This is a genomic window from Pseudomonas fluorescens (assembly GCF_003732425.1).
Taxonomy (GTDB): Bacteria; Pseudomonadota; Gammaproteobacteria; order Pseudomonadales; family Pseudomonadaceae; genus Aquipseudomonas; species Aquipseudomonas fluorescens_BE.
Window position 1 is genome coordinate 393,283 of the sequence record NZ_MOBX01000003.1, and the last position, 25,112, is coordinate 418,394.

The 25,112-nt window shown below is 54.0% G+C and carries 21 protein-coding genes; 8 read left to right on the top strand and 13 right to left on the bottom strand.

The features are described from left to right. Positions 1 to 6: 6 nt before the first annotated feature. Both BK670_RS04545 and BK670_RS04550 read right to left on the bottom strand, forming a co-directional pair. The gene (locus tag BK670_RS04545; protein ID WP_123448784.1) at positions 7 to 1,044 is read right to left on the bottom strand and encodes an NAD-dependent epimerase; all 1,038 of its coding nucleotides are present in this window, start codon (positions 1,042 to 1,044) and stop codon (positions 7 to 9) included. Continuing rightward, the gene (locus BK670_RS04550) at positions 1,041 to 2,393 is read right to left on the bottom strand and encodes a UDP-glucose dehydrogenase family protein (protein WP_123448785.1); all 1,353 of its coding nucleotides are present in this window, start codon (positions 2,391 to 2,393) and stop codon (positions 1,041 to 1,043) included. Before BK670_RS04550 ends, BK670_RS04545 begins: the two co-directional genes overlap by 4 nt. Positions 2,394 to 2,782: 389 nt before the next feature. Between BK670_RS04550 and BK670_RS04555 the strand changes: the two genes are divergently transcribed. The 7 genes from BK670_RS04555 to BK670_RS04585 all read left to right on the top strand — a co-directional run bounded on the left by BK670_RS04555 (position 2,783) and on the right by BK670_RS04585 (position 10,120). Continuing rightward, entirely contained in the window at positions 2,783 to 4,480 is a 1,698-nt protein-coding gene (locus tag BK670_RS04555; RefSeq protein ID WP_123448786.1) for a sulfatase-like hydrolase/transferase, read from the top strand. 174 nt (positions 4,481 to 4,654) lie between these two features. Next, on the top strand, positions 4,655 to 5,308 hold the full coding sequence (locus BK670_RS04560) for an ABC transporter ATP-binding protein (RefSeq protein WP_123448787.1): 654 nt from the start codon (positions 4,655 to 4,657) through the stop codon (positions 5,306 to 5,308). After that, positions 5,305 to 7,776, top strand: a complete 2,472-nt coding sequence (locus BK670_RS04565; protein WP_123448788.1) for an ABC transporter permease — start codon at positions 5,305 to 5,307, stop codon at positions 7,774 to 7,776. Before BK670_RS04560 ends, BK670_RS04565 begins: the two co-directional genes overlap by 4 nt. Further along, positions 7,766 to 8,833 (top strand): lipocalin-like domain-containing protein, encoded by a 1,068-nt coding sequence (locus tag BK670_RS04570; protein WP_123448789.1) that lies wholly within the window; start codon positions 7,766 to 7,768, stop codon positions 8,831 to 8,833. The genes BK670_RS04565 and BK670_RS04570 overlap by 11 nt, the downstream gene beginning before the upstream one ends. A gap of 167 nt (positions 8,834 to 9,000) precedes the next feature. Beyond that, positions 9,001 to 9,243, top strand: coding sequence for a hypothetical protein (locus tag BK670_RS04575; RefSeq protein WP_116031342.1), 243 nt, complete (start codon positions 9,001 to 9,003; stop codon positions 9,241 to 9,243). A gap of 10 nt (positions 9,244 to 9,253) precedes the next feature. After that, complete coding sequence (locus tag BK670_RS04580; RefSeq protein WP_123448790.1) at positions 9,254 to 9,451, top strand: hypothetical protein; 198 nt, start codon at positions 9,254 to 9,256, stop codon at positions 9,449 to 9,451. 84 nt (positions 9,452 to 9,535) lie between these two features. Further along, on the top strand, positions 9,536 to 10,120 hold the full coding sequence (locus tag BK670_RS04585; protein WP_123449189.1) for a hypothetical protein: 585 nt from the start codon (positions 9,536 to 9,538) through the stop codon (positions 10,118 to 10,120). Between the two features lie 349 nt (positions 10,121 to 10,469). Here BK670_RS04585 and BK670_RS04590 read toward each other — a convergent pair whose 3' ends face one another. Next, positions 10,470 to 11,279: a glycosyltransferase family 2 protein gene (locus tag BK670_RS04590; protein WP_123448791.1), complete on the bottom strand. Its 810-nt coding sequence runs from the start codon at positions 11,277 to 11,279 to the stop codon at positions 10,470 to 10,472. 224 nt (positions 11,280 to 11,503) lie between these two features. On the opposite strand from BK670_RS04590, the gene BK670_RS04595 reads away from it, so the two are divergent. After that, a complete protein-coding gene (locus BK670_RS04595; protein ID WP_123448792.1) occupies positions 11,504 to 12,316 on the top strand; it encodes a VanW family protein in 813 nt (270 codons plus the stop codon). A gap of 39 nt (positions 12,317 to 12,355) precedes the next feature. Here the strand turns inward: BK670_RS04595 and BK670_RS04600 are convergent, their stop codons facing one another. The 10 genes from BK670_RS04600 to BK670_RS04645 all read right to left on the bottom strand — a co-directional run bounded on the left by BK670_RS04600 (position 12,356) and on the right by BK670_RS04645 (position 25,051). Then, complete coding sequence (locus BK670_RS04600) at positions 12,356 to 12,853, bottom strand: hypothetical protein (RefSeq protein WP_123448793.1); 498 nt, start codon at positions 12,851 to 12,853, stop codon at positions 12,356 to 12,358. Between the two features lie 59 nt (positions 12,854 to 12,912). After that, the gene (locus BK670_RS04605) at positions 12,913 to 13,383 is read right to left on the bottom strand and encodes a hypothetical protein (protein WP_123448794.1); all 471 of its coding nucleotides are present in this window, start codon (positions 13,381 to 13,383) and stop codon (positions 12,913 to 12,915) included. Between the two features lie 144 nt (positions 13,384 to 13,527). Then, on the bottom strand, positions 13,528 to 13,998 hold the full coding sequence (locus BK670_RS04610) for a hypothetical protein (RefSeq protein ID WP_123448795.1): 471 nt from the start codon (positions 13,996 to 13,998) through the stop codon (positions 13,528 to 13,530). 229 nt (positions 13,999 to 14,227) lie between these two features. Further along, a complete protein-coding gene (locus tag BK670_RS04615) occupies positions 14,228 to 14,647 on the bottom strand; it encodes a hypothetical protein (RefSeq protein ID WP_123448796.1) in 420 nt (139 codons plus the stop codon). A gap of 458 nt (positions 14,648 to 15,105) precedes the next feature. Next, positions 15,106 to 15,726, bottom strand: coding sequence for a hypothetical protein (locus BK670_RS04620; RefSeq protein WP_123448797.1), 621 nt, complete (start codon positions 15,724 to 15,726; stop codon positions 15,106 to 15,108). Positions 15,727 to 15,848: 122 nt separating this feature from the next. Then, on the bottom strand, positions 15,849 to 16,337 hold the full coding sequence (locus BK670_RS04625; protein ID WP_123448798.1) for a HEAT repeat domain-containing protein: 489 nt from the start codon (positions 16,335 to 16,337) through the stop codon (positions 15,849 to 15,851). Positions 16,338 to 17,069: 732 nt separating this feature from the next. Next, positions 17,070 to 17,501 (bottom strand): hypothetical protein, encoded by a 432-nt coding sequence (locus BK670_RS04630; protein ID WP_123448799.1) that lies wholly within the window; start codon positions 17,499 to 17,501, stop codon positions 17,070 to 17,072. Further along, positions 17,498 to 22,282, bottom strand: a complete 4,785-nt coding sequence (locus BK670_RS04635) for an RHS repeat-associated core domain-containing protein (protein WP_123448800.1) — start codon at positions 22,280 to 22,282, stop codon at positions 17,498 to 17,500. The genes BK670_RS04630 and BK670_RS04635 overlap by 4 nt, the downstream gene beginning before the upstream one ends. Continuing rightward, positions 22,282 to 23,019 carry a DUF4123 domain-containing protein gene (locus BK670_RS04640; protein WP_123448801.1) on the bottom strand — a complete coding sequence of 246 codons (738 nt, stop codon included), beginning with the start codon at positions 23,017 to 23,019 and terminating at the stop codon, positions 22,282 to 22,284. The genes BK670_RS04635 and BK670_RS04640 overlap by 1 nt, the downstream gene beginning before the upstream one ends. Continuing rightward, positions 23,009 to 25,051, bottom strand: a complete 2,043-nt coding sequence (locus BK670_RS04645; RefSeq protein ID WP_123448802.1) for a type VI secretion system Vgr family protein — start codon at positions 25,049 to 25,051, stop codon at positions 23,009 to 23,011. Before BK670_RS04645 ends, BK670_RS04640 begins: the two co-directional genes overlap by 11 nt. Between the last annotated feature and the right edge of the window lie 61 nt (positions 25,052 to 25,112).

Here is a 25,112-nt window from a genome sequence, read left to right on the forward strand (position 1 = left end):
ATTAATTCAGCCGCGAGCGGCGCGTGGGCGATAGGCAGTGGGGTAGTAGTCGCGGAACCAGGCGATGAACCGCCCAAGGCCCTCGTCCAGCTCGATCCGGGGCTGAAACCCGGTGGCCTGGGCCAGGTCGCTGGCCTCGGCGCAGGTGTTGAGCACGTCACCCGGTTGCAGCGGCAGCAGCTCGACAATGGCTTTCTGGCCGAGATGTTTTTCCATCAGCGCCAGGTAGGTTTTCAATTCCACCGGGTGCTGCCCGCCGATGTTGAACAGTCGCCACGGCGCCATGCTGCTGGCCGGGTCGGGTTGCTCGCGATCCCATTGCGGATCGGCGTGCGGTGGGCGTTCGGTGAGGCGGGCGATGCTTTCGATGATGTCGTCGATGTAGGTGAAATCGCGCTGGTGCTCGCCGTAGTTGAACAGCTTCAGCGGCTGGCCTTCGCTGATCGCCCGGGCAAACTGGATCGGCGACATGTCCGGCCGGCCCCATGGCCCGTACACGGTGAAAAAGCGCAGGCCGGTGCAGGGAATGCCAAACAGATGGCTGTAACTGTGCGCCATCAGCTCGTTGGCTTTCTTCGTCGCGGCGTACAGCGACAGCGGGTGATTGACGCCGTCCTTGACCGAGTACGGCGTGTGCTGGTTGGCGCCGTACACCGAGCTAGACGAGGCGTAGATCAGATGCTCGACCGGGTGATGCCGGCAGCTCTCGAGAATATTCAGGAAACCATTGAGGTTGCTGTCCAGATACGCCTTGGGATTGTCCAGCGAGTACCGCACCCCGGCTTGCGCGGCGAGGTGAATCACCACTTGCGGACGTTCGCGGACGAACAGCGCTTCGATGGCCGCGGCATCGGCCAGGTCAACCGTAGCGAGCTGGAAATCGCCGGCCTGCTCGCGCACCCACTGCACGCGGTCGCGCTTGAGTTGCGGGTCGTAGTAGGCGTTGAAATTGTCCAGACCGACCACCGAGTGTCCGTCGCGCAGCAACCGCAACACGCAATGGGCACCAATGAAGCCAGCCGCGCCAGTGACCAGCACCTTCATGGCCGTAGCCCTTCAGGTGCAATGTGGCGCAAGCCGATGCCGCTGTAATGCAGGCCGGCGGCCGCCACTTGTTCCGGGTTGTACAGGTTGCGGCCGTCGATGATCACCCTCGAACGGAGCTTTTCGGCGAGCAACTCGAAATCCACCACGCGGAAGTTTTTCCACTCGGTGCAGATCACCAGTGCATCGGCGTCTTCCAGGGTGTCGTCGCGGGTGGCGCACAGGTGCAGATCGTTGCGGTAGCCGTAGAGGCGCCGGCATTCGGACATCGCCTCCGGGTCGTAGGCCTGCACGCTGGCGCCTTCGGCCCACAGCGCATCCATCAGGTAGCGGCTGGGGGCTTCGCGCATGTCATCGGTATTGGGCTTGAAGGCCAAGCCCCAAATCGCGATGGACTTACCAGCCAGGCCTTGTGGGAACTGTGCTTTGAGTTTGCTGAAGAGGATGTGCCGCTGCAGGTCATTGACGTCGGTGACGCTGCGCAGCAGTTTCAACGGCATGCCGTTGTGTTCGGCAGTGTGCAGCAGGGCGCGCAGGTCTTTGGGAAAGCATGAGCCACCGAAGCCGCAGCCCGGATAGATGAAGTGGTACCCGATGCGTGGATCCGAGCCGATGCCTTTGCGCACGGCTTCGATGTCGGCCCCGAGCAGTTCGGTGAGGTTGGCCAGCTCGTTCATGAAACTGATGCGCGTGGCGAGCATGGCGTTGGCCGCGTACTTGGTCAGTTCGGCGCTGCGGTTGTCCATGAACATCAGTTTTTCGTGATTGCGGCAGAACGGCGCGTACAGCTCGCTCATCTGCTCGCGGGCTTCTTCGTCGCGGGTGCCGACAATGATCCGGTCCGGGCGCATGCAGTCGGCGAGGGCGCTGCCTTCCTTGAGGAATTCCGGGTTGGAGACCACCCGTACGGTCAGACCGGCCTTGTCGCGGCGCTGCAATTCACTGTTGGCGGTGGCCAGCACCTGATCCGCCGTGCCGACCGGCACCGTGGATTTGATGATCAACGTGCGATCGGCCTCCATGTGCGAAGCGATTTGCCGGGCGACGTTGAGTACGTGACTGAGGTCGGCGGAACCGTCCTCATCGGCCGGAGTGCCGACGGCGATGAAGATCAATTCGGCATGCTCGACCGCATCGCTGGCCTGGGTGCTGAACAGCAAACGGCCGGCCTTGATGTTTTCCTCAAGTGTGCTGGATAAACCTGGCTCGCTAATTGGCGGCACCGCTTGTTGCAGTTGTTTAATCTTGTTTGGGTCAATATCTACGCATAAAACGCGATGACCGACATCTGCAAGTGCGGCGGCTTGTATTAATCCAACATAGCCCGTGCCAAATACGCTCACGTCCATCTGCGCACCCTCGATAGAGCGAAAAGAAGAAGTTCGGAAGAAGACTGTAAATGGGGTATAGCGCAGCGTTTGAAAAGCGTGTCAGCAAAATGACATGTTGCATCTGTATAACACTTGAGTGTTTTTTGGCGATTGGCCATCAAGTCATTGCTGCGATTGAAATTGTTGCTTTTGTGCAGATTTGTTCAGATTTTAAATAAGCGATAAACGGTCGAATGCCGCTAATTTAAAGGCTTCTAGCGTCTTGGCTGTGTCAGATTTGAGTCACCGTTTTTTTGACGCTTTGCGCGGAAATCATTCAATTCTTGCGCTTTTAATGCCGGGTGCTAGTGTCAGATTCTGATTGACAAACCTTTGACTCTTCGCCGCTTTGCAAGACCGGTATCGCCATGTTCAGATATGCGAAAGAATTGCTTTTAATTATTTATTTGCTGCTTTATGTCGAATATTACATAGAGCGGTTAAATGCTATCGGCCTCGGTTTTCCTGTACTTCTTTTTGGCGCGATGTTTTTGGCGCTTACTTTGGCGTTATATCTAACGGCGTATATACGGCAGGCTGTCATTCGGCACCTGTTGGCATTAGCGATGTTTGTCTCGGCGGTGTTTTTCGATGTCTATACCCGGGTCATGGCGGATTACCTGACCTACAGCGGTTTCGTGTCATTGGTTTATTCCGGCGGTTTCATCCAGGAAGCGGCGTACCAGTACCGGGACGCGATCCTGCACGGCGCCCTCAGCGGTTTGCTGTTGTTGTTCGGCATCGGCCTGAAACCCCGCCACGGGCTGGTGATTCCGAACGCATTGCGAGTGGCGGCGCCGTTGTGTGGTGTGCTGCTGCTCAGTGCGGTGTTGTTTTTGCGTGCGGGTGAGGGCGCCCGAGGCTTGCCGATCATGTACACGCCGCTGGCCTACCTCAACCTGTTTGCCTACGAAGCGCTGCACAACACCGTCGGCCCGCGCGAACCGGTGACACTGACGCGCACCTCACAAGCCGTCGACCACGATATCGTGCTGATCATTGATGAGAGCATCTCCGGCAATTATCTGGACATCAATGCGCCGTTCGGCGTGCACAGCAACCTCAAGCAGGCGCATCCCGGTGTCGACATCTTCAATTATGGCTACGCCGCGTCCATCGCCAATTGCAGTGCCGACACCAACGTGACCCTGCGTTACGGCGGCACTCGCGCTGATTACATGCGCATCAACAGCACACTGCCGTCGATCTGGCAGTACGCGAAAAAGGCCGGGCTGCGCACCGTTTACATCGATGCCCAACGCACCGCCGGCAATCTGCAGAACCTGATGACCAACACTGAGAAGAAGGACATCGACGAGTTTGTGCAATTCGACCAGACCAGCGTGCGCGATCGCGACATGGCGGCAGCGGCGAAGCTGATCGAACTGCTCAACGATGACAAGCCGGAGCTGGTGGTGATCAACAAGGTCGGCGCGCACTTTCCGGTGCATGACAAATACCCGGATGCGTTCATGGCCTACCGCCCGACCTTGCCGCGCGGGCAATTCACTGAAGTGGCCGATACCGGCGAGCGCAACGGCTTCAATGGCCAGCCGGATGACTGGCTGCTGTACCGCAACGCCTACAAGAACACTGTGCTATGGAATGTCGGTGAGTTCTTTGCGCGGGTGTTCGCCCAGGCCAATCTGAACAACGCGCTGCTGATCTATACGTCTGATCATGGCCAGGATCTGCACGAGCGCGGTAATCCGGGGTTGAACACCCATTGCGGCGGCGATCCGGTGGAAGAGGAAGGCTTGGTGCCGCTGGTGGTGATTTCCGGCAGCAAACTGAAGACGCTGGACTGGTCGGCGCAACTGGCGGCGAACAAGGATCGCTCCAGCCACTACAACATCTTCCCGACCCTGTTGCAGGTGATGGGCTACGACCTGGCGGGAATCGAGGCTGTTTATGGCAAGCCACTGAGTGTCGCGACGGCGGATGAATTCACCTTCAACTACCGCTTCAATGCGCGGTTGGGGGCCAAACCTGAGTGGAAGCATATTGATCTGGGCAGCATTGTCACGCCGGCGCAGGCGCCGACGAGCGTGGCGGCGGGGCAGTGAGTTTTGAGTTGGCTGGGCCGACGCTTTCGCGAGCAGGCTCGCTCCCACATTTGGAACGCGATCTACCTGTGGGAGCGAGCCTGCTCGCGAAGGGGCCGGCCAATTCAACGCTGAGTTCAAGTCTGTCACCGGCATCCGCTATCCTTGCCCCACACTGACCGATCAGGTGGCGGCATGCTTCGTGTTGAAAACGTCTTCAAAAGCTATCTCACCCCGCAAGGCCCATTGCAGGTGCTGCAAGGCGTCGACCTGACGCTGGAGTCCGGCAGCAGTCTGGCGCTGATGGGCGAATCCGGCAGTGGCAAAAGCACTCTGCTGCACCTGGTGGCCGGCCTCGACAAAGTCGACAGCGGCAGCATTCGCAGCGGCGAGCATCGATTGGAAACGATGAACGAAGCGCAACTGGCGAACTGGCGGCGGACGGAAATCGGTCTGGTGTTCCAGCAGTTCAACCTGATCGGCAGTTTGCGCGTCGAGGACAATCTGGCGTTTCAGGCGCGCCTGGCCGGGCGCCATGAGCCGCGTTGGCAGGCACATCTGGTGCAGCGTCTGGGCCTGGGCGATTTGCTCAAGCGTTATCCCGAGCAACTTTCCGGTGGTCAGCAGCAGCGGGTCGCGTTGGGCCGGGCATTGGCCTCGCAGCCGAAATTGCTGCTGGCCGATGAACCTACCGGCAGCCTCGACGAAGCCACCAGTGATGAAGTGCTGCGGCTGTTGCTGGAATTGCTCAATGACACCCCGACCACCTTGTTGATGGTCACCCACAGCCCGCGCATTGCGGCGCGCCTGGCGCAGCGAGTGGTGTTGTCCAGCGGGCGGCTGACGTGAGCGTTTTCCGTCAGACCCTGCGTGCGCTGCTCAGCCATTGGCGGCGCCATCCGGTGCAGTTCTTCAGCGTGCTGACCGGCTTGTGGCTGGCGACCAGTCTGCTCACCGGCGTCGAGGCGCTGAACAGTCAGGCGCGCAACAGTTACGCGCGGGCCAGCCAGTTGATCGGCGGCGAACCACAGGCCAGTCTCAGCACACCGAACGGTGCGACGTTCGCGCAGCAATGGTTCGTTGATCTGCGCCGACAAGGCTGGCCGGTGTCACCGCTGCTGCAAGGCCGGTTGCTGCTCAAGGGCCATGAAGATCAGCGCTTGCAACTGATGGGCATCGAGCCGGTGTCATTGCCGGCCGATTCCGCAGTGGCCGGGCAGGCGCTGCCGATTGAGCGTGTCGTCGAGTTCTTTACGCCGCCGGGCAGTACGTGGATTTCACCGGAAACCCTGCAGGCGCTGAACCTGCGTGAAGGCGACACACCGCAAACGCTCAACGGCTTAAAACTGCCACCGTTGCTCGCGCAAAAGGACATGGCACCCGGCCTATTGCTGGTGGACATCGGCGTTGCGCAAACCCTGCTGGAACAACCCGGACAATTGTCGCGGCTATTGCTGCCCAAGGATTTTCACGCCGAGTTGCCCGCCGCGTTCAAAGGTCAGTTGCAGCTCAAAAGCAGTGGCGAGGAAAACAATCTGGCGCGACTGACCGAGAGCTTTCACCTCAATCTCGATGCGTTGGGTTTTTTATCCTTCGTGGTGGGCTTGTTCATCGTTCACGCCGCGATTGGCCTGGCTCTTGAGCAACGGCGCGGTCTGCTGCGTACGTTGCGCGCCTGCGGGGTCAGCGCGCGGATGTTGATCGTGTGCTTGATCGTCGAACTGGGTGTGCTGGCGCTGATCGGCGGATTGTTCGGCGTGCTCAGCGGCTATTGGCTGGCGAGTGTCTTGCTGCCGGACGTCGCCGCCAGCCTGCGCGGTTTATATGGCGCGGAAGTGGCGGGGCAGTTGCGCCTCAGTCCCTGGTGGTGGTTCAGCGGCATCGGCTTGAGCCTGCTCGGTGCCTTGCTCGCCGGGTCCAACAGTCTGCTGCGCGCCGCCCGTTTGCCGTTGTTGGCCGTGGCGGATCCGCAAGCCTGGCATCAGCAATACTCGCGTTGGTTACGCCGGCAGGGTTGGCTGGCGGCGGTGTTGGGTTTGCTTGCCTTGGTGGCGTTGATCTGGGGCGACAGCCTGGCCAGCGGTTTTGTGTTGATGGCCGGGTTACTGATCGGTGCCGCATTGGCCCTGCCGGTGTTGCTCAGCGCGCTGTTGAATCAGTTGCTCGGGCGCAGTCGTTCGGTGCTGGGGCAATGGTTTCTCGCCGATTGCCGTCAGCAATTGCCGGCACTGAGCCTGGCGCTGATGGCGTTGCTTTTGGCGCTCGCCGCCAACATCGGTGCCAGCAGCATGACCGCCGGTTTTCGCCAGACCTTTGATGACTGGCTCGAACAACGCCTGAGCGCCGAGTTGTACATCAACCCGAGCAATCCGGCACAGTCGCGGGAAATGTACAGCTGGCTAAAGCAGCAGCCGAACATCGCGGCGATTCTGCCCAACTGGCAGGTCGCGGTGACGTTGCAAGGCTGGCCGGCGGAGGTGTTCGGCATCATCGATCATGCCCATTATCGCCAGCACTGGCCGCTGCTCGATGCGATGGGCGGCGACCCGTGGGCGCATCTGGCCACGGATGATGCGGTGATGCTCAGCGAACAAATCGCCCGGCGCCTGAAATTGCACGTGGGTGACCACGTGGCGATTCCGACACCCAACGGCACTTGGTCGCCGCGCATCGTTGGCATCTACGCCGACTACGGCAATCCCAAGGGGCACTTGCTGGTTAGCATCCACCACCTGTTGCGCGGCTGGCCGCAACTGACGCCGAACCGTTTCAATCTGCGCATCGATCCGGCGAACATCCCGAGCTTGTTGAACACCTTGCAGGCGCGCTTTCAACTGGATGACAGCCGCATTGTCGAGCAGGCGCGGCTCAAGGGCTGGTCAGTGCAGGTCTTCGAACGCACTTTTGCGGCGACGGCGGCGTTGAACAGTCTGACCCTGGCGGTGGCGGGCGTGGCGCTGTTCATCAGCCTGCTGACGCAAAGCCAGAGTCGCCTCGGCCAACTCGCACCGCTGTGGGCGTTGGGCGTAACGCGGCGGCAATTGATGCTGCTCAATCTCGGTCAGACCTGGCTGCTGGCGGTGCTGACATTGCTCTTGGCATTGCCACTGGGAATCGCACTGGCGTGGTGCCTGGATGCGGTGATCAACGTTCAGGCGTTTGGCTGGCGGCTGCCGTTGCGGGTGTTCCCATGGCAATTGCTGCAACTGATGGGATTGGCGTTGCTGGCGACATTGCTGGCGTCGGCATGGCCGCTGTACTCGTTGTACCGCACGCAACCGGCGGACCTGTTGAGGACGTTTGCCCATGAGGATTAACCGCTTTGTGCTCGTGGTTTTGCTGCTGCTCGGCGGTTGTGATCAATCGGCGCCGGAGCAGAAGGGCTTCGCCGGGATGGGCGATCAGGCGTTGGCGTTTACGCCGGTGGTGCCGGGGCGGGTGTTCAGTTTCCCGGCAGATCACGGCGCCCATGCAGGCTTTCGCATCGAATGGTGGTATGTCACCGCCAATCTCAAGGATCAGCAGGGCAATCAATTCGGCGTGCAGTGGACGTTGTTTCGCAGTGCGCTGAAACCCGTGGCGGAGCAGGCCGGGTGGGCTGATCAGACTATCTGGCTGGGACATGCGGCGGTGACGTCCAGCACCGTGCATCACGCCGCCGAACGTTACGCCCGAGGCGGGGTGGGGCAGGCGGGTGTGCGGCTGGCGCCGTTCGAAGCGTGGATCGACGATTGGCGGTTCGCCAGTCAGGCGCAGGATCCGTTGAGCGACCTGCAACTCAGCGCGCGCGACAAGGACTTCGCCTATCAATTGCACCTCACTTCAAGTCGCCCATTGGTGTTGCAGGGCGACAAGGGTTTCAGCCAGAAATCCGAAGAAGGTCAGGCTTCTTATTACTACAGTCAGCCATTTTTTCAGGCCAGCGGAACGTTGCAGATCGACGGCCAGACCTACACCGTCAGCGGCCCGGCATGGCTCGATCGCGAATGGAGCAGCCAGCCGCTGACCGCCAATCAAACCGGTTGGGACTGGTTTTCCCTGCACCTGGACAGCGGCGAACACGTGATGCTCTACCGCATGCGCCAGAAGGACGGCGCGCCGTATCTCACCGGCACGTGGATTGCTGCCGACGGTCAGACGCAAACCCTGAGTAGCTCGCAGATCCGGCTCACCCCGCACAACACGGCCAAGGTCGCCGGCCGGGCGATGCCGGTCAAATGGTCGATCAGCATTCCCGACAAACACCTCGACATCAGCCTCGACGCGCTCAACCCCAACGCCTGGATGAACCTGCGCATTCCGTACTGGGAAGGCCCGGTGCACATCAGCGGCAGCCATCCCGGCCAGGGCTATCTGGAAATGACCGGGTACTGACAGGTACCGACGAATCCCCGTAGGAGCTGCCGAAGGCTGCGATCTTTTGATTTTGCTTTTAAAAAACAAGATCAAAAGATCGCAGCCTTCGGCAGCTCCTACAAAGGATCGGTTTGAACTTGGGTTGGTGTGTTGTCCTCTACAGAAAAATCTGCCGAGGATTAGCCATGAGCGACGACCTGCAACCCCCAGACATGACCACCTGGCAGCGCCTGTTCGACGACCAGACCTACTGGCAACAATCCCCCGACGCGCATTACTTCGACCTGCAACGCATCGCCGATGACCTGCTCGGCCAGGGCGCCATCGACCTTGAGCAATGGCAAATCCTGCGCGCCAAAGCCGACGACCTGCATAAGGATTCCCCCGCGATCAACGTCACCCGTGAACTCGACGACCCCGAAGCCTGAGGACCACTCCATGAAACCCATCACCCAAGGCGAACACCCCGACGAACCCCGTCCACCGGGCGAAACCGAACGCGACAATGACGCTCTGCGCCCCACCGATCCGAAACAGCGTGAAAACACTGGCAAAGGTACGCCCAGCGGCGAATCCACCGCGCAAGACACCGCCAGGCAACAAACCCCCTTGGCGCAAACCCAAGCCAAGCCCTGAACAGCGTCTATGCTCATTGGCACGCTCGGCGCCGACGTGATTCGGCATCGGGCGCTGCCATTCATCACAGGGAAAGTATTGATTATGAAGCTCGACGCACTGGCCAAGGCCATCACCCTCGCAACCGTACTGTCCGCCACCAGCTTCGGCGCATTGGCCGCCGATATTCCGCTGTCTGCCACTGTTGAAGCAGATCAGGTCACCACCAAAGTGGTCTCCGTTGATGCCGCCAACCATCAGGTTGTGCTCGAAGGCGCCGAAGGTCGTCAGGTCCACGTTCAGCTCAGCGACAAGGCAAAAAACCTCGCCAATCTGAAAGTCGGTGATCTGGTTAAAGTCGAAGTGCAGCGTTCTGTCGCCGCTTACCTCGACACCGATGTAGATAAAGGTCTGCCTGGCACCACCGAACGTACCGGTGAGTTACGTAAGGCTCCGGGCAGCGATAACCCCGGCGGCGAGGCGTACCGTCAGGTTCAGGTGCAATTGAAAATCACCAAAATTGATTTGAAGACAAATCAGGTAACCCTGCAAAACCCGGCGGGCGTGTCGAAAGTCCTTGACGTGAAAAAGCCTGAAATTCAAGCCAAGCTGAAAGATCTGAAAGAAGGGCAGAGCGTTATTGTCACTTACACCGATATCTTAAAAGTGACCAGTCAACACGAAAGTTGAGCTTTAACTCTACATGCTGACTGCTCTTGTACAGTTTTTGTATGAGGGTAGTCATACTATTAGTGTGGTTTAACCTCATTGAAAGTTTCATGAAAGGAATCGTCGATAAATATCTATTAACGTGTTCGTACATAAATTTCATATTCAAGAATGAGGACATAAGCGCCAACTTCTATTAAAATCCACCCCGTTCGCCCAGTGTCAGGGCTCTTTACCGGTGCATGGATTGCCAGGCCATTACACTGGGCGAACACCTCTTCGGAGTGGTTGTATACAATTTCCGCAAACAAAAAGGGCGACTTTATAGTCGCCCTTTTTGTTTGCGGTGAGTTGGACCGAGGTGTGCGCTTCAGCTGTGTCTTGCTGCCCCTTGAAAGCGCTTCAGTGTGGCCTGATACATTTTTGTCCTGCGGTGATTTTTTCCGTAGGTGCCTGCTGCAGCGACGGTTCCTGACTGAATGTGATCCAGATAACTGAAAATTTTGCGTGGCGACAGGAACTTGATGCCATAGCCCAGGCTGCTCATTCGATCTTGCAGCGCATAACCGGGCACCTGCTCATCCATGCAGAAGTGCAGGCCCTGGGATTTCATCAAACGGACATTCCACAATGTGCAGAAACTTTTCAGATGAGTTTCTTTGTAGGGTCTTGGCATTTTCGAACGCAGGCCAAGACGCACTTTCGCTTTACGAATATAGTGCTTGCAGAAACGCGAAGTTAAACGCCAGGTGTCACGAACAATTCCGCGATTGAGTTGCTCGACACAACCGACTGCGGCCATATCCGGGTTTTTTGTGCATTCGCGCATCATCATGGCAAACACTTCTTTGTCATAGACAAAGGTGTCGGTGTGCAACAGAAACAAATAATCGGTGTCGACTTTTTCCAGCGCCAGATCCAGTGCCTTGCCATGCGCAATATGGCCGACTTCCTTGCCCGGGGAAGGCCGTTCAATCAAGTTGATCCAGTCCAGCGAACGCAAGTAATCGAGACTGGCATCCGCCGAATCGTTATCCACCACCCACACCGGAATGCGTTGTTCCTGGACATGCTCACGCAAAAGCTCCAGGCACATGCGGGTGATGTCCGGGGTTTTGTAATTTACCAAGACAAGGCTGAAATTCGACGCTGGCTGGGTTGGTAAATCAAACGCTTTCATGTCGGAAGGACTCATCTGCGATTCAAGGGCGACAGGGTTTCGTGGCTGCGATCGTAGCGAGGCAACCTTAGTCGAACCTTAATTTACGGATGTGACGGTAGATGTATGCCGAAGAGAGGCTGCTGATCTTATGAAATGCACGGGGTGCTACCGGTCATTACCGGATAAAATGCGCGGCTCTCTCACGGTTCAAGGAAGAAACGGCGTACGCCGTTGTGTCACGGATGAAACCACTTTCCCTCTACCACCCGGCCTTGTACTGGCTGCGCGTGTGGCAAAAAAGACTGTTCCGCCAAATTGCCTGGCGCTGTTCCAGCAAACGCTACGCACGCCCCGTCGCCACGGCCGAGCGCCTGCCATTTCGCTACCTCAAACACACCTCGAAACTCATCCGCAAACTCGGCGACTCCGACCTCGCCCTGCAACACAACAAAGTCATCAACCTCAAACTCGCCGTCGCCGCCATCGACGGCGTCATCATCGCCCCTGGCGAACACTTCTCCTTCTGCCGCCTCGTCGGCCGCCCGACTTTGAAGCGCGGCTACGTTGAAGGCATGGAACTGTCCTTCGGCGAGGCACGACGCGGGGTAGGCGGTGGCATTTGCCAACTGAGCAACCTGATTCACTGGATGGCCATTCATTCGCCGCTGGTGGTGGTCGAGCGCTCCAACCACAGCTTCGACCCGTTTCCGGACGAAGGGCGGGTGCTGCCGTTCGGGTCCGGGGCGGCGATTTTCTACAACTACGTTGATCTGGTGCTGCACAACCCGACGGATCGGAGCTTTCAGCTGAAGTTGAACGTCGGCGAGACACAACTCGAAGGGGAGTTGTTGTGTGATCGAGTGAGGGAATATCGCTATCACGTTTTTCAAGAGGCACATCGGTTTGTGCGGGAGGGCGCGCGGATGTATCGGGAGAATGAGATTTGGCGGGAAGTGCGGGAGAAGGGGCAGGTTGGGGAATTGGTGGAGAGAGTGAGGTTGTATCGGAATCGGGTGGTGGTTAAGTATGAGGTGGCAGATGAGTTGATCGGGTAGGGCGCGTGAAAGCGCTTCGCTGACGATGGCGCCCTTTGATCAGTTTCTGAAGTACAACTCATCCAGTTGGCGTCTGCGTATCGAGAGGTACTCCTGCCATACCTTGGGAAAGTCCTCATCTTTGGTTAGAGGGAAGGTCAGATAAATGTACTTTCCAACAACGCTGATGTATTGCCTCGCGCGTTTGAAGGCCGGCTGCTCGTAAGCTGCAACGCTTTCATCGTAGGCGTCGTGGTAGTGACGGATGTTCACTCGGTGCGGGGCGATCATGCATCGCGAAAAATCGATCACCCAGCAGCTATCAACGGCTGTACTCAAATAACCGTAAACACCATCAATAGATAGACGCAGGCATGAATTTGCCTGGGTGCCGTCGTCATCGTTGACCAGAATGATCTGATCCGCGAAGTAATGAATTTTCCTGCCGTCCGGCCCTTGCAAAGACAAGCTCCAACCTTCGGCGCCCATACGGAATTCACCGTTGTTATCAAAGGTTGCTATCCATCCATTGGCTAAAGTGATCTGATGTTTATTCATGAGGACTGGTCAAGTATCGAGCTTACGGTGGTATGAGGTAGTCGCATAAAATATCTTGCTCAAAGACGTTCGAGGTCAATTAGACAGCCTTTGAGTTTTAATCGCTTGATCTCATCATTAAATTTGTATTTTGGCAAGAATTCGTTTTTTATGTCGTAATGCTGTCTAAGGAGACGGAACAATTTTCCTATGTTGTTTTTGCTTTTTTCGTCAAGGCTCTCAACTAAGTCGTAATTATTGTTCGACAGAAAAGCGATTTTGTTTTTAAGTGTGTAGTAAGCGCTTATGTTTGAAAGCAAGCCTTCCGCATCTGAATAATCGTCTTTTAAGTATTTTGTGTAATCTTCAAATATGGTTGTCAGCAGGTGTTGTGCTGCTTTTTGATGTTTTAAAGCTGCGCACATTTCCTGCCAGTTGCTAATGAAAAGATGATCTCCCCAATCGGAGTCGCGAGCAAAATATTTTCCATTGCCTTTTAGGAAGTCAGATATTTCATGAAGTTCTAAAGCTGTTTCAAAACTGTTCTTCATTGGAGATTCTCCCAGTCGTTAAGGTTTTCAACCACGTTCCGATGCCACGGTTGAATTAATCAGGGTCTGTTCTCAATTAAAATTATGGGGCGGGCGGGCCTCCATTAATGTTTAAAAAATTTTGTGGGTTTCGTCGCAAAAAAATTAAAGACTTTCTATGTTGGTTGGTCCGCCGTCATCAATGAGTTTTCTAATTCGGCGATTATAGAGTTCAAAGTCTCGGATATCATACTTGGCTTCGATTGTTTTTCTCAGAAAAGTCATGATATCCGAGATTCTCTGTTTCTCACTATCAGCAGCATCGCGCACAAGATCAAATCCATCCTTTGGCAAGAAAGGATATTTATTTCTTAGGTGATAATAGCAACCAATGTTTTCAAGCAAGTCGCAGGCGTCATTTTTTGTAAGCTCAACCGAGTTTAAGTATATGCTAAATGCATTCCTCAATATTTCGATCGAGTTTTCCAGCTTTTTTAAGTAGCCGCATAATCCTTGCCAATTTATGATATGCAACTGGGTTCCCCAATCGGGGTCTCTTGTGAAATATTGGCTATTACCTCTGAAGTAATCAGGGAGTTCATTCTTTTTCAAAGCTATTTCAAAGTTGGTTGTCATTGAAGTTGTTCGCGGTCGTTAAATTGCCTTCACAGTGAAGGGGGCGGATTTGTTTTCAATTCCATTTGGATCATGTGTGGACAATATATCGGCCCCCTTTTATCTGGAATAGATTGCTAACACAAAACTTCCTACGGTCTTTTGTTTCGAAATTAACTTGCCCTCCAGCTCTATTTTTGGCACAAGAAAACTTTGGGATAAAGTTGGTTTTTTTAATTGAGGCTGGATTCTAAAAATGGATCTCGCTAAAACTTATGTCCCCTTCACTGTCTATGCAACCGATGAAGTTAAACTGGTTTGAAAAAAAATAAGTGTGCTGTGGGATGTCTGCAAATATCGCGAGAGTTTTTTCAAGATCCATTGTGTGGACTTTGTATGCGCTTTCAGTGAGCGAGTCTCCGATAAAAATAATTTCCTTTACTTTAAGGTTGCTCAATTTCTTTAATATTTCTATAAATGCGGTGTTTACATTATTTTTTAAGTAGGATGTGCTATCTGGAAATGAACTCCAGGAAATTTTAGAGCCTGTAAATGGGAGATTTTTATTGATTTTTGTGACAAGTTTGTCATGAGTTGCATCGTCCAGCTTCTCATAGTTAATTCCGAAGTCTACAAAGTCCTTCTCAATTTCCTCGTCAAAATAGCTCATTTTTTGAATGCCCTAGGTAGCTTCAATAAGGTTTTTTCGCTTGCGTTGAAAAGGCAGTGTGGCGCCGGCTTTTTTCCTGGCCGAACGTTAATGTGTGCACCACTTCTTTCATCGAATACGATTCGAGTAAAAGGGATAACCATGTTTATAACGCGAAAGGGTAGACGTCCCTCAGGGGGCTATCATCTTCTTGTTAGTGTCACTAAAAACGTAGAAAAGAAAACGTGGTCTGTCCCCGACTGCGCCGCGGTATAGCGTAGTATTACCGTCTGTATCGTGTAGTTCAAGAAGACTTTGAGTCCAATGTTTTCTTGGTTTTTAATTAAGATTAGCTGCTAAGAAATGCCACTGTTCCCATTTATGCGCTAGGGTTTCTATTTTTAAATATTTGTTAGGTGAAGTGAAAAATCTTTTGGGCTGTTCAGGGTAGATATGGACTGTCCCCACATACCATTGTTCTATTGTTTGTACACTCGATAACCCGCATCAAAATCGCTAACGGTGTGCCCGTTGCTGCAGGTTGTGTCGAATATTCCCTGAATTGGAGGTTGTGCACGATTTGCGTGTAAGTTTAAGAATTCTACTGAGTTTTGGAGTTTTTCGTATGTTGCTATATAAGTATGGTGCGAAGGGGTGAATTCGATAGTTACTTTTTTTGGTGAGATAATGGCAAGATTGATTAATAACTGTGGCGTTGAGAATGATCTTCCTCCGACATCGTAGATTTTATCTTTGTTCGATAATTTGGTACCGTAAGATTCGTGCATCAAGTAGCCTTCATCTTGGTTTAATAGGCGTATTAGTTTTTCATGACCCTTTATTTTCTCAAATGTAATGATTGCTTTCTTGAGTATTAAGAAGCCGTCCTCGTCCATGTTTTCCAAGAATTTTGAATTCTGAAGTTTTATTGAAGAGACTACTGGTTCGTCTATTAGGTTAAGAACGACATTAAAAATTTCGAGTTGAAAGCTATTATGGATGTTTTCAGTTGGAGGGATGTTTATATAGGATATAACTCCGCCGGCATTGTCGAAGTCGATAGCGCCAAAGGATTCTGTAATGTCAATCAAAAAATTCATTTCGCTCTCTCGATTATAAATTGATCAAGTTGTTTTGATTCTATTTGGTTGCCGTCAATGGTTTTAAACCTTTTGGGTCGACTTTTGTTTGTGAGACTATTCTTCGAGAAAAGGGGGCAGATTTATTTCCAGTTTGTAGAAGATAAATTAGAATCCGTGGTCTGTCTCCATTTTATCTCCGTTTTACCGTTAGGGAACTTGGTTTTGTGATTTTTTAATAGTTTTTTAAGTTCAGGGTAAGATTCAATTTCTTCATCGGGAAAATTGTCTATGATTCGCTGAATTTTATTAGAGTATTTTTCTTCAATAACTTCTTCAGTCCAATAAAGTTCGGAAGCTGCGGCGATTGCTACCTCGGAGAATGTGGAGTCAAGAAGTTTTTTTAATAGCTCTATCGCTTCGGGCGATCGTAACTCTCCGAGAGCAGCTGCGCTTCTTTCTTGCCAGTATTCTTCTTTTAAAAGAATTGTTTCATTAAGTTGTTGCCAGTCTATGGCGTTGAATTTTCCTAAAGCTCCATGGGCTACCTGTTCAGTAATGTACTCATTCCAATTTGAGCCTTCATTCGGTCCAAGCCAGTAGTTATATTCTTCGTAAACTTTGCTGTTCATGTTGTTCAGGGGCGGATCACGTTAAGTAGCGAGAAAGAGGAGAGTTCCCAGGCGGCAGATTATGGATGTAAAAAACTGTGATCTGCCCCGTTTAAAATAAGGAGTAGTGGTCTGTCACCGCTTTATTTCTTTCGGTTACCTAGAGTCGATTTGTTTTTATTGAGTGCTATCGCTGGTATGAACGCAATCATGATCATCCATATAGATTAGCACTTTGAAGTTGTCGTCGACTATCCAGAATGGGAACCCAGTCGTTTCGGAAAATAGCGTTTTAAGATCTGCAGAGGTTGCTAGTTTCCAAGCGTGAATCTTACTGTCTTGAACTATTAGTAGTGGGTTTTCAAAATTTTCGAGAATGTCTACTTTTTTCCAGAAGTCTGGATCGTGTTTTTTTTGGGGGCTCCTCAAGTAAAAAGGGTCGAGGCCCTTTGTTTTAGAAGAAAAAATGATGCCGTTAGCTTAATGATCAATTTAGATAGTTCATTCTCGCGTACTTTCTCATGCGCTAAGTTCTGCTCTGATAATGCCGAATCGATTTCTTTTTTCTAGGTGATTCATTGAGGATCTTCAGTTCTCGCGCGTGATACAGGCGAAGATTCTAATAATACAGAAAAAGGGGCGAAAAAAGGGGCGGATTTATTTTCCGCTTGTAGAAAATAAATCTCTCCCCTTTTCTGGTTTTTTTGTCATTGCAATTGTAGTTTTTCACCTTTGAGTTGTAGATTTGATTTTCTAAATTTTCTGAACTGGATACGTGTCGCCCGTGATTGTAATTGATCTTCCATCTGATTTTATGTCTTCGATGCTGTTAATAACCACCTTAAGTTCTCTTGAGTTGGGGAATAGGAAGTAAAAAAGCTCGAAGTAAAGATAATCTTTTATAAGGCTGGCAGCCAAATTGTGATGGTCGTTTAAAATTTCATTAAAGGTTGGGTAACCTATTTTTTTTAGTTCGGGAATGTCAGCGTAGCCTTGCTCAGAGTCATCAATTTTGCATTCGGCAATAAATGAGTTTGCATGGTTGATGAACTTTTCCGGGAACTCATCGTTGTTTATCGTCATTTCGTATTTTTTTGTTTCGAGAATTGATTTCTCACCGAAGCCTAGGCTCCTGTAAGTGACCGTGTTTAGATTGACTTCTGTGCCGGCTGATTTAAATATCATGGAAATTCTCCAGGTGGTATTAGCGTGATCGTACCATCCTCTTTAAGCGTTATTGAACCTGATGGTCTATAAGCTTCACCTGCTTTCTGATCCTGCTCAGAACGTTTACCTGAGCGTTGGAAAAATTCTTCTGGAGATTTTATTTCTTCAATGGATGCAGTTTTGTTGCCGGGCGCGATTTTAGTTTCTTCGAGCGACAAAAAGCCTTCCTTTCCCTCAAATGATTTTTTAAGGTCCTTAAGTATTTTGCCAGCTTTATTTGCATTGACATCTCCGAATCCAACATCCAAGTCGCTACCAGGGTGACTGTCCCCCCTTACTCGACTTCCGCCGATGACAACGGACGTTCCTTTTTTATACGATTGTTCAAGGATCATTTGAGCCTGCTCCTTAGGCAGTCCAGGCAAATGTTCTTGTAGGAAAGCGGCTTGTTCCTCTGGCCCAGAGGTTCTTATGACCGTTTTCTTTGGGTATTTATTAAATACTGAATTTTCAGTCCATTTGGGAGGTTCGGCATCAGGACATTGTCCTGGCGTACAATTTAAACCTAGCGGATCTACCCAGCCCGTTGGATTCGGCACGTATTGGTAACCGTTCAATCCACCGACTAACTTTATCGGATCCGGCGTCAAAAACCGTCCAGTCCCCGGATTGTAGTAGCGGTAGCGGTTGTAATGTAACCCTGATTCGCTATCGAAATACTGACCCTGGAAGCGCAATGGGTTATCGATCTCGCTGACGTCCAGCGCTGCGAGGTTACCGTAGGCTCGGTACTTCGCCGACCACATGATTTCACCACTATAGTCGGTGAGCTCCTGCGGTGTGCCAAGGTGGTCGAGTTGGTAGTAAAACGGTGTGGCCTTGCGTGGGCCTTCGCCATCGAGCATCGCTAGCGGGCGGAAACTCCCCGGTTCATAGATGTAGCTGCGGTAGCGATTTTCGGCGCTTTCCGCGATAAGTCTTTCGCCTTGCCACAGGAATTCAGTGGTGTGGCCGTCGACGGTTTTTTCTATACGTCGACCGAAGGCATCGTACTTGTAGGTTGCAATGCTGCCACCCGGCAGGCTAAGGCCGATTAAGCGATGTTGGCAGTCGTAGCTATATTTGGTGACGAGTTTCTGCCCGGTACCACGACGTTCACGACTCAGGTTGCCGTACGCGTCGTACTCGTAGTGACGATCACCCTGCATCAGCAGGCGATTGCCTTTGACGTTGGCGAGGTTGGCGGTGCCTTCGTTGCTTTGGCCGAGCAAGTTGCCCGCCGGGTCGTGGGCGAAGCTTTCCGGTGTGGCGCCGCGCACGCTGATTAGGCGGTCGAGAGGGTCGTAGTGGTAGCTGCGGTTGCCTTTACGACTGTCATTTACGCCGCTGAGGTTTCCGTTGGCATCGTAGCTGTAGCGCCGCTGGAACAGGCTTTTGTCTCGCTGACCAACGCTGTGCGCTTGCAGGCGGCCTTGCTCGTCGTACTGGTATTGGCTGAGCAGCAGGCCTTGTTGGCGCTGTTGTTCTCGACCGGCGCTGAACTGGTGGGAGGTTAGACGTGAGCCGTTAAGGTCGATACTGCCGAGTTGCCCGCCGGGTTGGTGACGGTAATCGAGTTTGCTGCCGTCTGGGAGGCGGCAGTGTGTGAGTTGGCCGACGCTGTCGTACTCGTAGCGCAGGGTGCCCCAGCCTTGGTGTTCTTCGATCAGTCGGTCTTGCAGGTCGTATTTGTAGGCGAGCGGCCAGTGGCCGTCGTCAACATTTACGAGACGGCCCAAGGCGTCGTAGCTGTAGTGAATCTCTTCGCCATCGGCAAGGGTTTTCACCAGCAGACGGCCAGCAGCATCGCGCTGATACTCAGTGACCAGTTCGCTGCCGTCATCGCCGAATTCGGTTTTTTTCAGCAATTGACCGTTAAGATCATACTCGTAAGCGGTGCGGCGACCGTCGAAGCCGGTCTCCTGCTGGATCAGCCCATTGGCGTAGTAGTCGAGGTGGTAATGCTCGCCGCGCTCGTTTTCGATTTCAGTCAGCAGCAGACGTGAGTTTTCATAGCGATAGCGCAATTGGCTGCCGTCCGGGTTGATGCGACGGCTGACAAGATGCAGATTGTCGGCGTATTCGTAACGCGTGATGCGGCCGAGCTCGTCGCGCTCGGCGGTGACACGGCCATAAGCGTTGTAAGTAAATGCTCGAGTCGCTCCACCTGGCAGAGTGATCTGTGCAAGGCGATTAGCATCATCCCATTGATAGTGGGTGATGGCTCCGCTTTCTTCCTGACGGGTAATTTGTCGGCCAAGTGCGTCGTAGCGGTACTTGCGTTGACCCCCATCTGGAAGTCGCTCCTCCAGTAGTTGGCCGAGATTGTTCCAGCCCAATTGATGACGGCTGCCATCACAATGGCCAATCTCCAGCAGACGGCCCTGCCGGTCATAGCTGTAGTGGGTAGTGTTGCCGTCAGGATCTGTCTGCTGGGTGATATCACCCTGATTGTTACGTTGATATTTCCAGACTGCCTTACCGCGACTGATCTTGCTTACGAATCCATTGTTGTATTCATAACCTGTGGGTTCGTCTTCTGGAGGTATTACGGCTACAAGACTTCCTGATTCGTTGTATCGGAATTCGGTGATCGCGCCGAGCGGGTTTTGCTCTGCAACCAAGCGTCCCTTTTCGTCGTAAGCCTTGAGGTTTTCGGCTCCGTCAGGGTCTACTTGTGCAACAAGTCGAGCCTGATCGTCGTGGGTGTAGATCTCTTCGCTGCCGTCAGCGTTGGTGACGGTAACGCTACCTTTATCATCCCAAACGTAGTGAGTATCCATCTGCGAGAAATTCGCCCAGTGACGGACACAGCGTGCTGACTTGCCCTCTTTTTCCCACTCCCAGTAAAAACTGGCCCCACCGGCTAACTGGCGCTCAAGAATTACGTTCTGATCGTTATAGGCGTAACGCTCGGCTTCTCCTGCTGCGTTTTTCGCTTCGATCAGGCGATATTGTGAGTCATAGGCATAGCTGACAACTGTCTGGACGGTGCTCCATGCTTCCTCCAGATTGTCTGCCGGGCTGAACTGTTGGTAGTCGACTGCCACGATATGTTTGCGGTCATAGCGCAACAGCAAGGCACGACCAGCACCATTGTCGATGCGTTTGATTCGACCGTGAATGTCGCGCGTGATATGAAGTCGATTATCGTACTTGTCACTGATGGCTATCAGTGTTGCGCCTTTGCGATCGTAGCGGAAGTGATAGAACTGAGCATGCTCACCGGCCTGAGTGAGAATAAGTTCTGAAGGATCATCACCGATGAAAATGGCCGCTTCCGAAAGACTATTGGTAATCGCCGGGCGTTGGATACTTGGAAGCGGGAATGTGATCACCCGGTTTTCATGATCAGTCCAGACTACTTCATCGGCAGTGATTTCTATTCGCTGTGCCAGCGCGTGGCTCCAGCCTAAACCAAGGCCACAATCTATTTCGGCTGCGCTGGTTCGATAGAGGCGAGTCCAGCTAAATGGAGCGAGACCTCCGAGTTCACCATCGGTCAGAGTCAGTAATTCTTCACCTGTAACCATCGAAACAGGGCAACCGTTGGTACACGTTTTTTTAGCGCAAGTTGTGCTTTTGTCATCCGGTGTTTTGGATTGTACAGGGGCATCATGGTGGGCTTTAGGTGTTTCGACGGTAGTCACTCGCTTCCCATCAAAACGCAACTCGGAAATACCGTTTCTAACTTTGGCCGTCACACCACGCGCCGCAACAGCGGTGTATTTCGCGACGTATTCCATAAATCCATTGATGATCTTGAACAGCGACTTAACGAAACCGACCACGGCGTTGATGACAAGCTCACCGTATTTCTTCAGTCGGGCAGCGAGGTAGAGAACCCCGGTACCTTCAGCCGCAATGGTCAATACCACGCCGATGACGATGTCGATGGCGATACCGACGACCATTGCCGTGGTCATCTTCGCGATGTCGCCCGCCATCTTCATTGGCGGCAACCCTGCGAGCCAGATCACGGCGCTACGTACCAGCAGGAACAATGCTGCTTCATCGCTGGCCAGTAACATGGCCTTTTTCATGACGTCCGGTGTGCTTTGGGCAATATCGATTAGCTTTTGTGCGCCAGCACCGAGATCATCTTTGAATTTTCCCGGGTCTTGCAGGATGTCGAGCACCTGATTGATGCCATCCCACACACCCTTGATGGCCTCCCAGCCACCTTCAAGAATGCCGGTGCCAATCGCCATTGCAGTGCCCGAGGTGGAAAGGTTCGACCATTGCGGTTTGAAACCTGCCCATTCCTTACGCAGAAAACCTTCCAGGTCAGCTGTCACGCCGCTGTAAGAGCTGAACAGCGCATCAATCTGCGCTGGTGTCACTTCGTTATGAACGCGGATCTCGTAGAACTTGCCCGGGACGCCACCGGTCCAGGCGGCTTTGCCTTGTGCGTCGAGTTTGACCTTGCTGACGGCACCACCTTCCACAGCGACGATTTCGACTTCGATTTCGCCAATAGGAATGTCGTAAACCGACTCGAATTTACTCTCGATCAGCAACGGTCCCTTGAGCGGGCACTGAGCCACGTTCGAAGTGAAATTACCGTCGGTCATGCTCACCGCTTTGCTGGTGTCGCCAACTTTGATCACTCGCTCCATACCCAGCAGAGAGGGCAGGTCAGCGGCGCGACTGGCCTTGTCGGCAGCCCTTGCATACCAGGTTTTGGTTTGTTCCTGATACAGCTTCAGACTGTCCTTGAAGGTGTTCAGTTGGTTGTCAACAAAGGCAACGCGATCCATCAGCCTTGCTCCAGAATCAGGTGATTTAACAGTGCTTCTTTTAGGTTTTTCGGTGCGTCCGGACGGCGCACGAAACGGCTGATTTTCAGCTTCAGGTTGTTCTCGGGCCAAGCGGTGTAAATGTCCGGACGGTCTTCTTCCAGCCACTGCATCAAGTTGCTGATCAGCGTCGTCGGATTTTCCTTGGCCAAGCCATCCAGTAACGGCTTCGGCACTTCCCACCACGGCCAATCACGCACCTTCGGCACAACCCTCGTCCCAACCTCCAGCGACTGCCCATTAATCAGATACCGCTCAAACACCGGCATCACTTCCCCAGCCTTCTCCCCCAGTCCATGCAGAATCGGGTAGATATGCCGCCCATCCCAAAACCGGAAAAACACCTCGGTCCCATCCGGCATCTTCACCTGAGTCAGGCTGCGCAGATGCTCGAACACTTCGTTCGGCTCCGAACGCGACACCGCCAACCACCCCCAATCGAGGGCATCGGTTTCAGCGATCCACGGCAGGAACGCGGAACTGGCTTTGAACTCGGTGACGTAGGGCATCACCGGTTGCCAGGTGGAGTAGGGCGTGCCGCCCCAGATCGGGATGAGCTGGGCGGTGGGTTCGGTGAGATACAGGTTTTTCAGCGCGTCGGAATCACTCGCCGCGCTGATGACCAGGTACAGGCGCTCGCCAGTCTGCAACGGCTGTTGCGCCAGCCAATCCTTGGGCGTAATTCGATCAGATGGCACAGGCACCTGCCTTGCATTTTTCGCATTCTTCGCAGAACGGCGCGTTACGTTTGAGGGTGTTGATCTGGGCCGGGGTCAGGACCTGGCCGGCCTTGTCGGCGTCGGCCTGTTTCAGTTTGCCGGGCATCAGCGGGGCGGCGCCGGTGCCGCTTCCGGGGCTGCCGCCGGAGTTCATGTTGATCACCGGGCCGCTCATTGTCACGCCGCCGGCGTCGATCTTGATAAAGCTGCCGCCGCCGATCAGGGTCAGCTCTGCGCCGGCTTCCATCACCACTTTCATGCCGCTGCTGAGGTGGATTTCCTGGCCGGCGTCGATGAACTGGCCGGTGCCGATCTTGATGTGCTGATTGACGCCGACGGTCAGGTGGTCGTTGGCGCGGGTTTCGACTTTGCGGTCAGCGTAAACGGTGTGGTGTTCTTCGGCCTTGAACTCGCTGTAGCTGTTTTGCTCGACGGTGTCGTGGCGTTCGTTGCCGACGCGGATTTTCTGGTCGTGCTCGACGTTTTCGTCCCAGTCGCGCTGGGCGTGCAGGTAGATCTGTTCCTGACCTTTTTTGTCTTCGATGCGCAGTTCGTTGTAGCCGCCACCGCCCATCGAGCTGAGGGTCTTGAAGGTGCTGCGGGTTTTGTTCGCCGGCAGTTCGTAGGGGACGGTGTTTTCCTTGTGGTACAGGCAGCCGCTGATCAGCGGTTGATCGGGGTCGCCTTCAAGGAAGGTCACCAGCACTTCCATGCCGATGCGCGGGATGGCGATGCCGCCGTACTGAGCGCCGGCCCAGGCGGATGAGACGCGCAGCCAGCAGCTGGTTTTGTCGTCGGCCTGGCCTTCGCGGTCCCAGTGAAACTGGACTTTGACGCGGCCGTACTGGTCGCAGTGGATCTCTTCGCCTTTCGGGCCGGTGACCACGGCGCTCTGACTGCCGAGGATGCGCGGTTTCGGGTGGCGCAGGGGCGGGCGGTTCGGCACGTCCCACGGGGTCGCCTGGAAGCGGTTGCGATAGCCCTGGTGGAAGTCGTCTTTCAGCGCGGTGGTGTCGCTGGTCACCGACTCCTCGAGCACTTGCGGCTGTTTGCCTTCGTGGAGGACTTCGGTGAGCAGCCAGAGGTCGTTCCATTTGGCTTTCGGGTGCGCGGTCAGGGCGAGGAAGTGGCCGCTGACCAACAATGGCTGATCACTCTTGCCTTCGGCGAGCTGGAAGTCGCTGCGATGGCGTTCGAGGGCGCGTTTGGCCAGGTGTTTGCCGCGCTCGCGGTCGATGAAACGCCCCGGATAGTCGTAGTCTTCGAGGTCGGGCAGGGCGTCGCCGCGCTGTTCGCTTTCCAGGGTGATGCGTGGTTTTTCGAAATCGTAATCGCGGCGGGTGGTGCGGCTGGTGCGGGTTTCCAGGCGCAGGTCGAAGCGCTTGATCACCGGGTCGCTGGCGACCATGCCGGAGTCTTGCTGATAGGCCACAGGTTTGAGTTTCGGGAACACCGTCTGGTCATCGCCGAACACCAGTTTGTGCGCCGTCGCCGTGTGTTCGAAGTGGTAGTGAATACCTTCTTCCTCGCACAGGCGCTGGATGAAATGCAGGTCCGATTCATCGTATTGCACGCAGTAGATGCGCTCGGGATAGATCGAACCGGTCTTGAATTCGTAGGCGTTGCTTTGGATACCGTGCTCTTCGAGGACCATGCCGATGATTTTCGGCACGGTGAGGTTCTGGAAGATACGCTGGTTGACGCGATGCGCCAGGTACGCTAGTTGCGGTCGCAGGGTCACCGAATAACGGGTCAGGCGTTTGCCCGAATCGCCTTGCGCGGCGCGGTAGATCTGGCCATGGATGCCGCTGCCGTCGGGCGACAGTTGCAGGAAGGCCGGTTTGTGCAGCAGGGTTTCGAGGTCCAGCGACGGCTGCTCACTGACCAGCTCCACCTCGAAGACAAAAGGCTGGCTGATGGCTTCCCGACCGGTGAGGGTAAACACCTGGAAATCGGCGGAAAGCCCTTCGATGGTCAGGGCAAAGTGGGTTTCATTGGCCGGCGCGAACATCCCTTGTTCCTCGTGCTGTACAGCGGCGTTCGTCGACGACCGCAAAGCGGCTCAACGTACG

What these genes read in the sequence shown, in the direction of transcription:
- BK670_RS04545 (WP_123448784.1), bottom strand. Translation starts at nt 1,044, where the DNA reads ATGAAGGTGCTGGTCACTGGCGCGGCTGGCTTCATTGGTGCCCATTGC.
- BK670_RS04550 (WP_123448785.1), bottom strand. Translation starts at nt 2,393, where the DNA reads ATGGACGTGAGCGTATTTGGCACGGGCTATGTTGGATTAATACAAGCC.
- BK670_RS04555 (WP_123448786.1), top strand. Translation starts at nt 2,783, where the DNA reads ATGTTCAGATATGCGAAAGAATTGCTTTTAATTATTTATTTGCTGCTT.
- BK670_RS04560 (WP_123448787.1), top strand. Translation starts at nt 4,655, where the DNA reads ATGCTTCGTGTTGAAAACGTCTTCAAAAGCTATCTCACCCCGCAAGGC.
- BK670_RS04570 (WP_123448789.1), top strand. Translation starts at nt 7,766, where the DNA reads ATGAGGATTAACCGCTTTGTGCTCGTGGTTTTGCTGCTGCTCGGCGGT.
- BK670_RS04575 (WP_116031342.1), top strand. Translation starts at nt 9,001, where the DNA reads ATGAGCGACGACCTGCAACCCCCAGACATGACCACCTGGCAGCGCCTG.
- BK670_RS04580 (WP_123448790.1), top strand. Translation starts at nt 9,254, where the DNA reads ATGAAACCCATCACCCAAGGCGAACACCCCGACGAACCCCGTCCACCG.
- BK670_RS04585 (WP_123449189.1), top strand. Translation starts at nt 9,536, where the DNA reads ATGAAGCTCGACGCACTGGCCAAGGCCATCACCCTCGCAACCGTACTG.
- BK670_RS04590 (WP_123448791.1), bottom strand. Translation starts at nt 11,279, where the DNA reads ATGAAAGCGTTTGATTTACCAACCCAGCCAGCGTCGAATTTCAGCCTT.
- BK670_RS04595 (WP_123448792.1), top strand. Translation starts at nt 11,504, where the DNA reads ATGAAACCACTTTCCCTCTACCACCCGGCCTTGTACTGGCTGCGCGTG.
- BK670_RS04600 (WP_123448793.1), bottom strand. Translation starts at nt 12,853, where the DNA reads ATGAATAAACATCAGATCACTTTAGCCAATGGATGGATAGCAACCTTT.
- BK670_RS04605 (WP_123448794.1), bottom strand. Translation starts at nt 13,383, where the DNA reads ATGAAGAACAGTTTTGAAACAGCTTTAGAACTTCATGAAATATCTGAC.
- BK670_RS04610 (WP_123448795.1), bottom strand. Translation starts at nt 13,998, where the DNA reads ATGACAACCAACTTTGAAATAGCTTTGAAAAAGAATGAACTCCCTGAT.
- BK670_RS04615 (WP_123448796.1), bottom strand. Translation starts at nt 14,647, where the DNA reads ATGAGCTATTTTGACGAGGAAATTGAGAAGGACTTTGTAGACTTCGGA.
- BK670_RS04620 (WP_123448797.1), bottom strand. Translation starts at nt 15,726, where the DNA reads ATGAATTTTTTGATTGACATTACAGAATCCTTTGGCGCTATCGACTTC.
- BK670_RS04625 (WP_123448798.1), bottom strand. Translation starts at nt 16,337, where the DNA reads ATGAACAGCAAAGTTTACGAAGAATATAACTACTGGCTTGGACCGAAT.
- BK670_RS04630 (WP_123448799.1), bottom strand. Translation starts at nt 17,501, where the DNA reads ATGATATTTAAATCAGCCGGCACAGAAGTCAATCTAAACACGGTCACT.
- BK670_RS04635 (WP_123448800.1), bottom strand. Translation starts at nt 22,282, where the DNA reads ATGGATCGCGTTGCCTTTGTTGACAACCAACTGAACACCTTCAAGGAC.
- BK670_RS04645 (WP_123448802.1), bottom strand. Translation starts at nt 25,051, where the DNA reads ATGTTCGCGCCGGCCAATGAAACCCACTTTGCCCTGACCATCGAAGGG.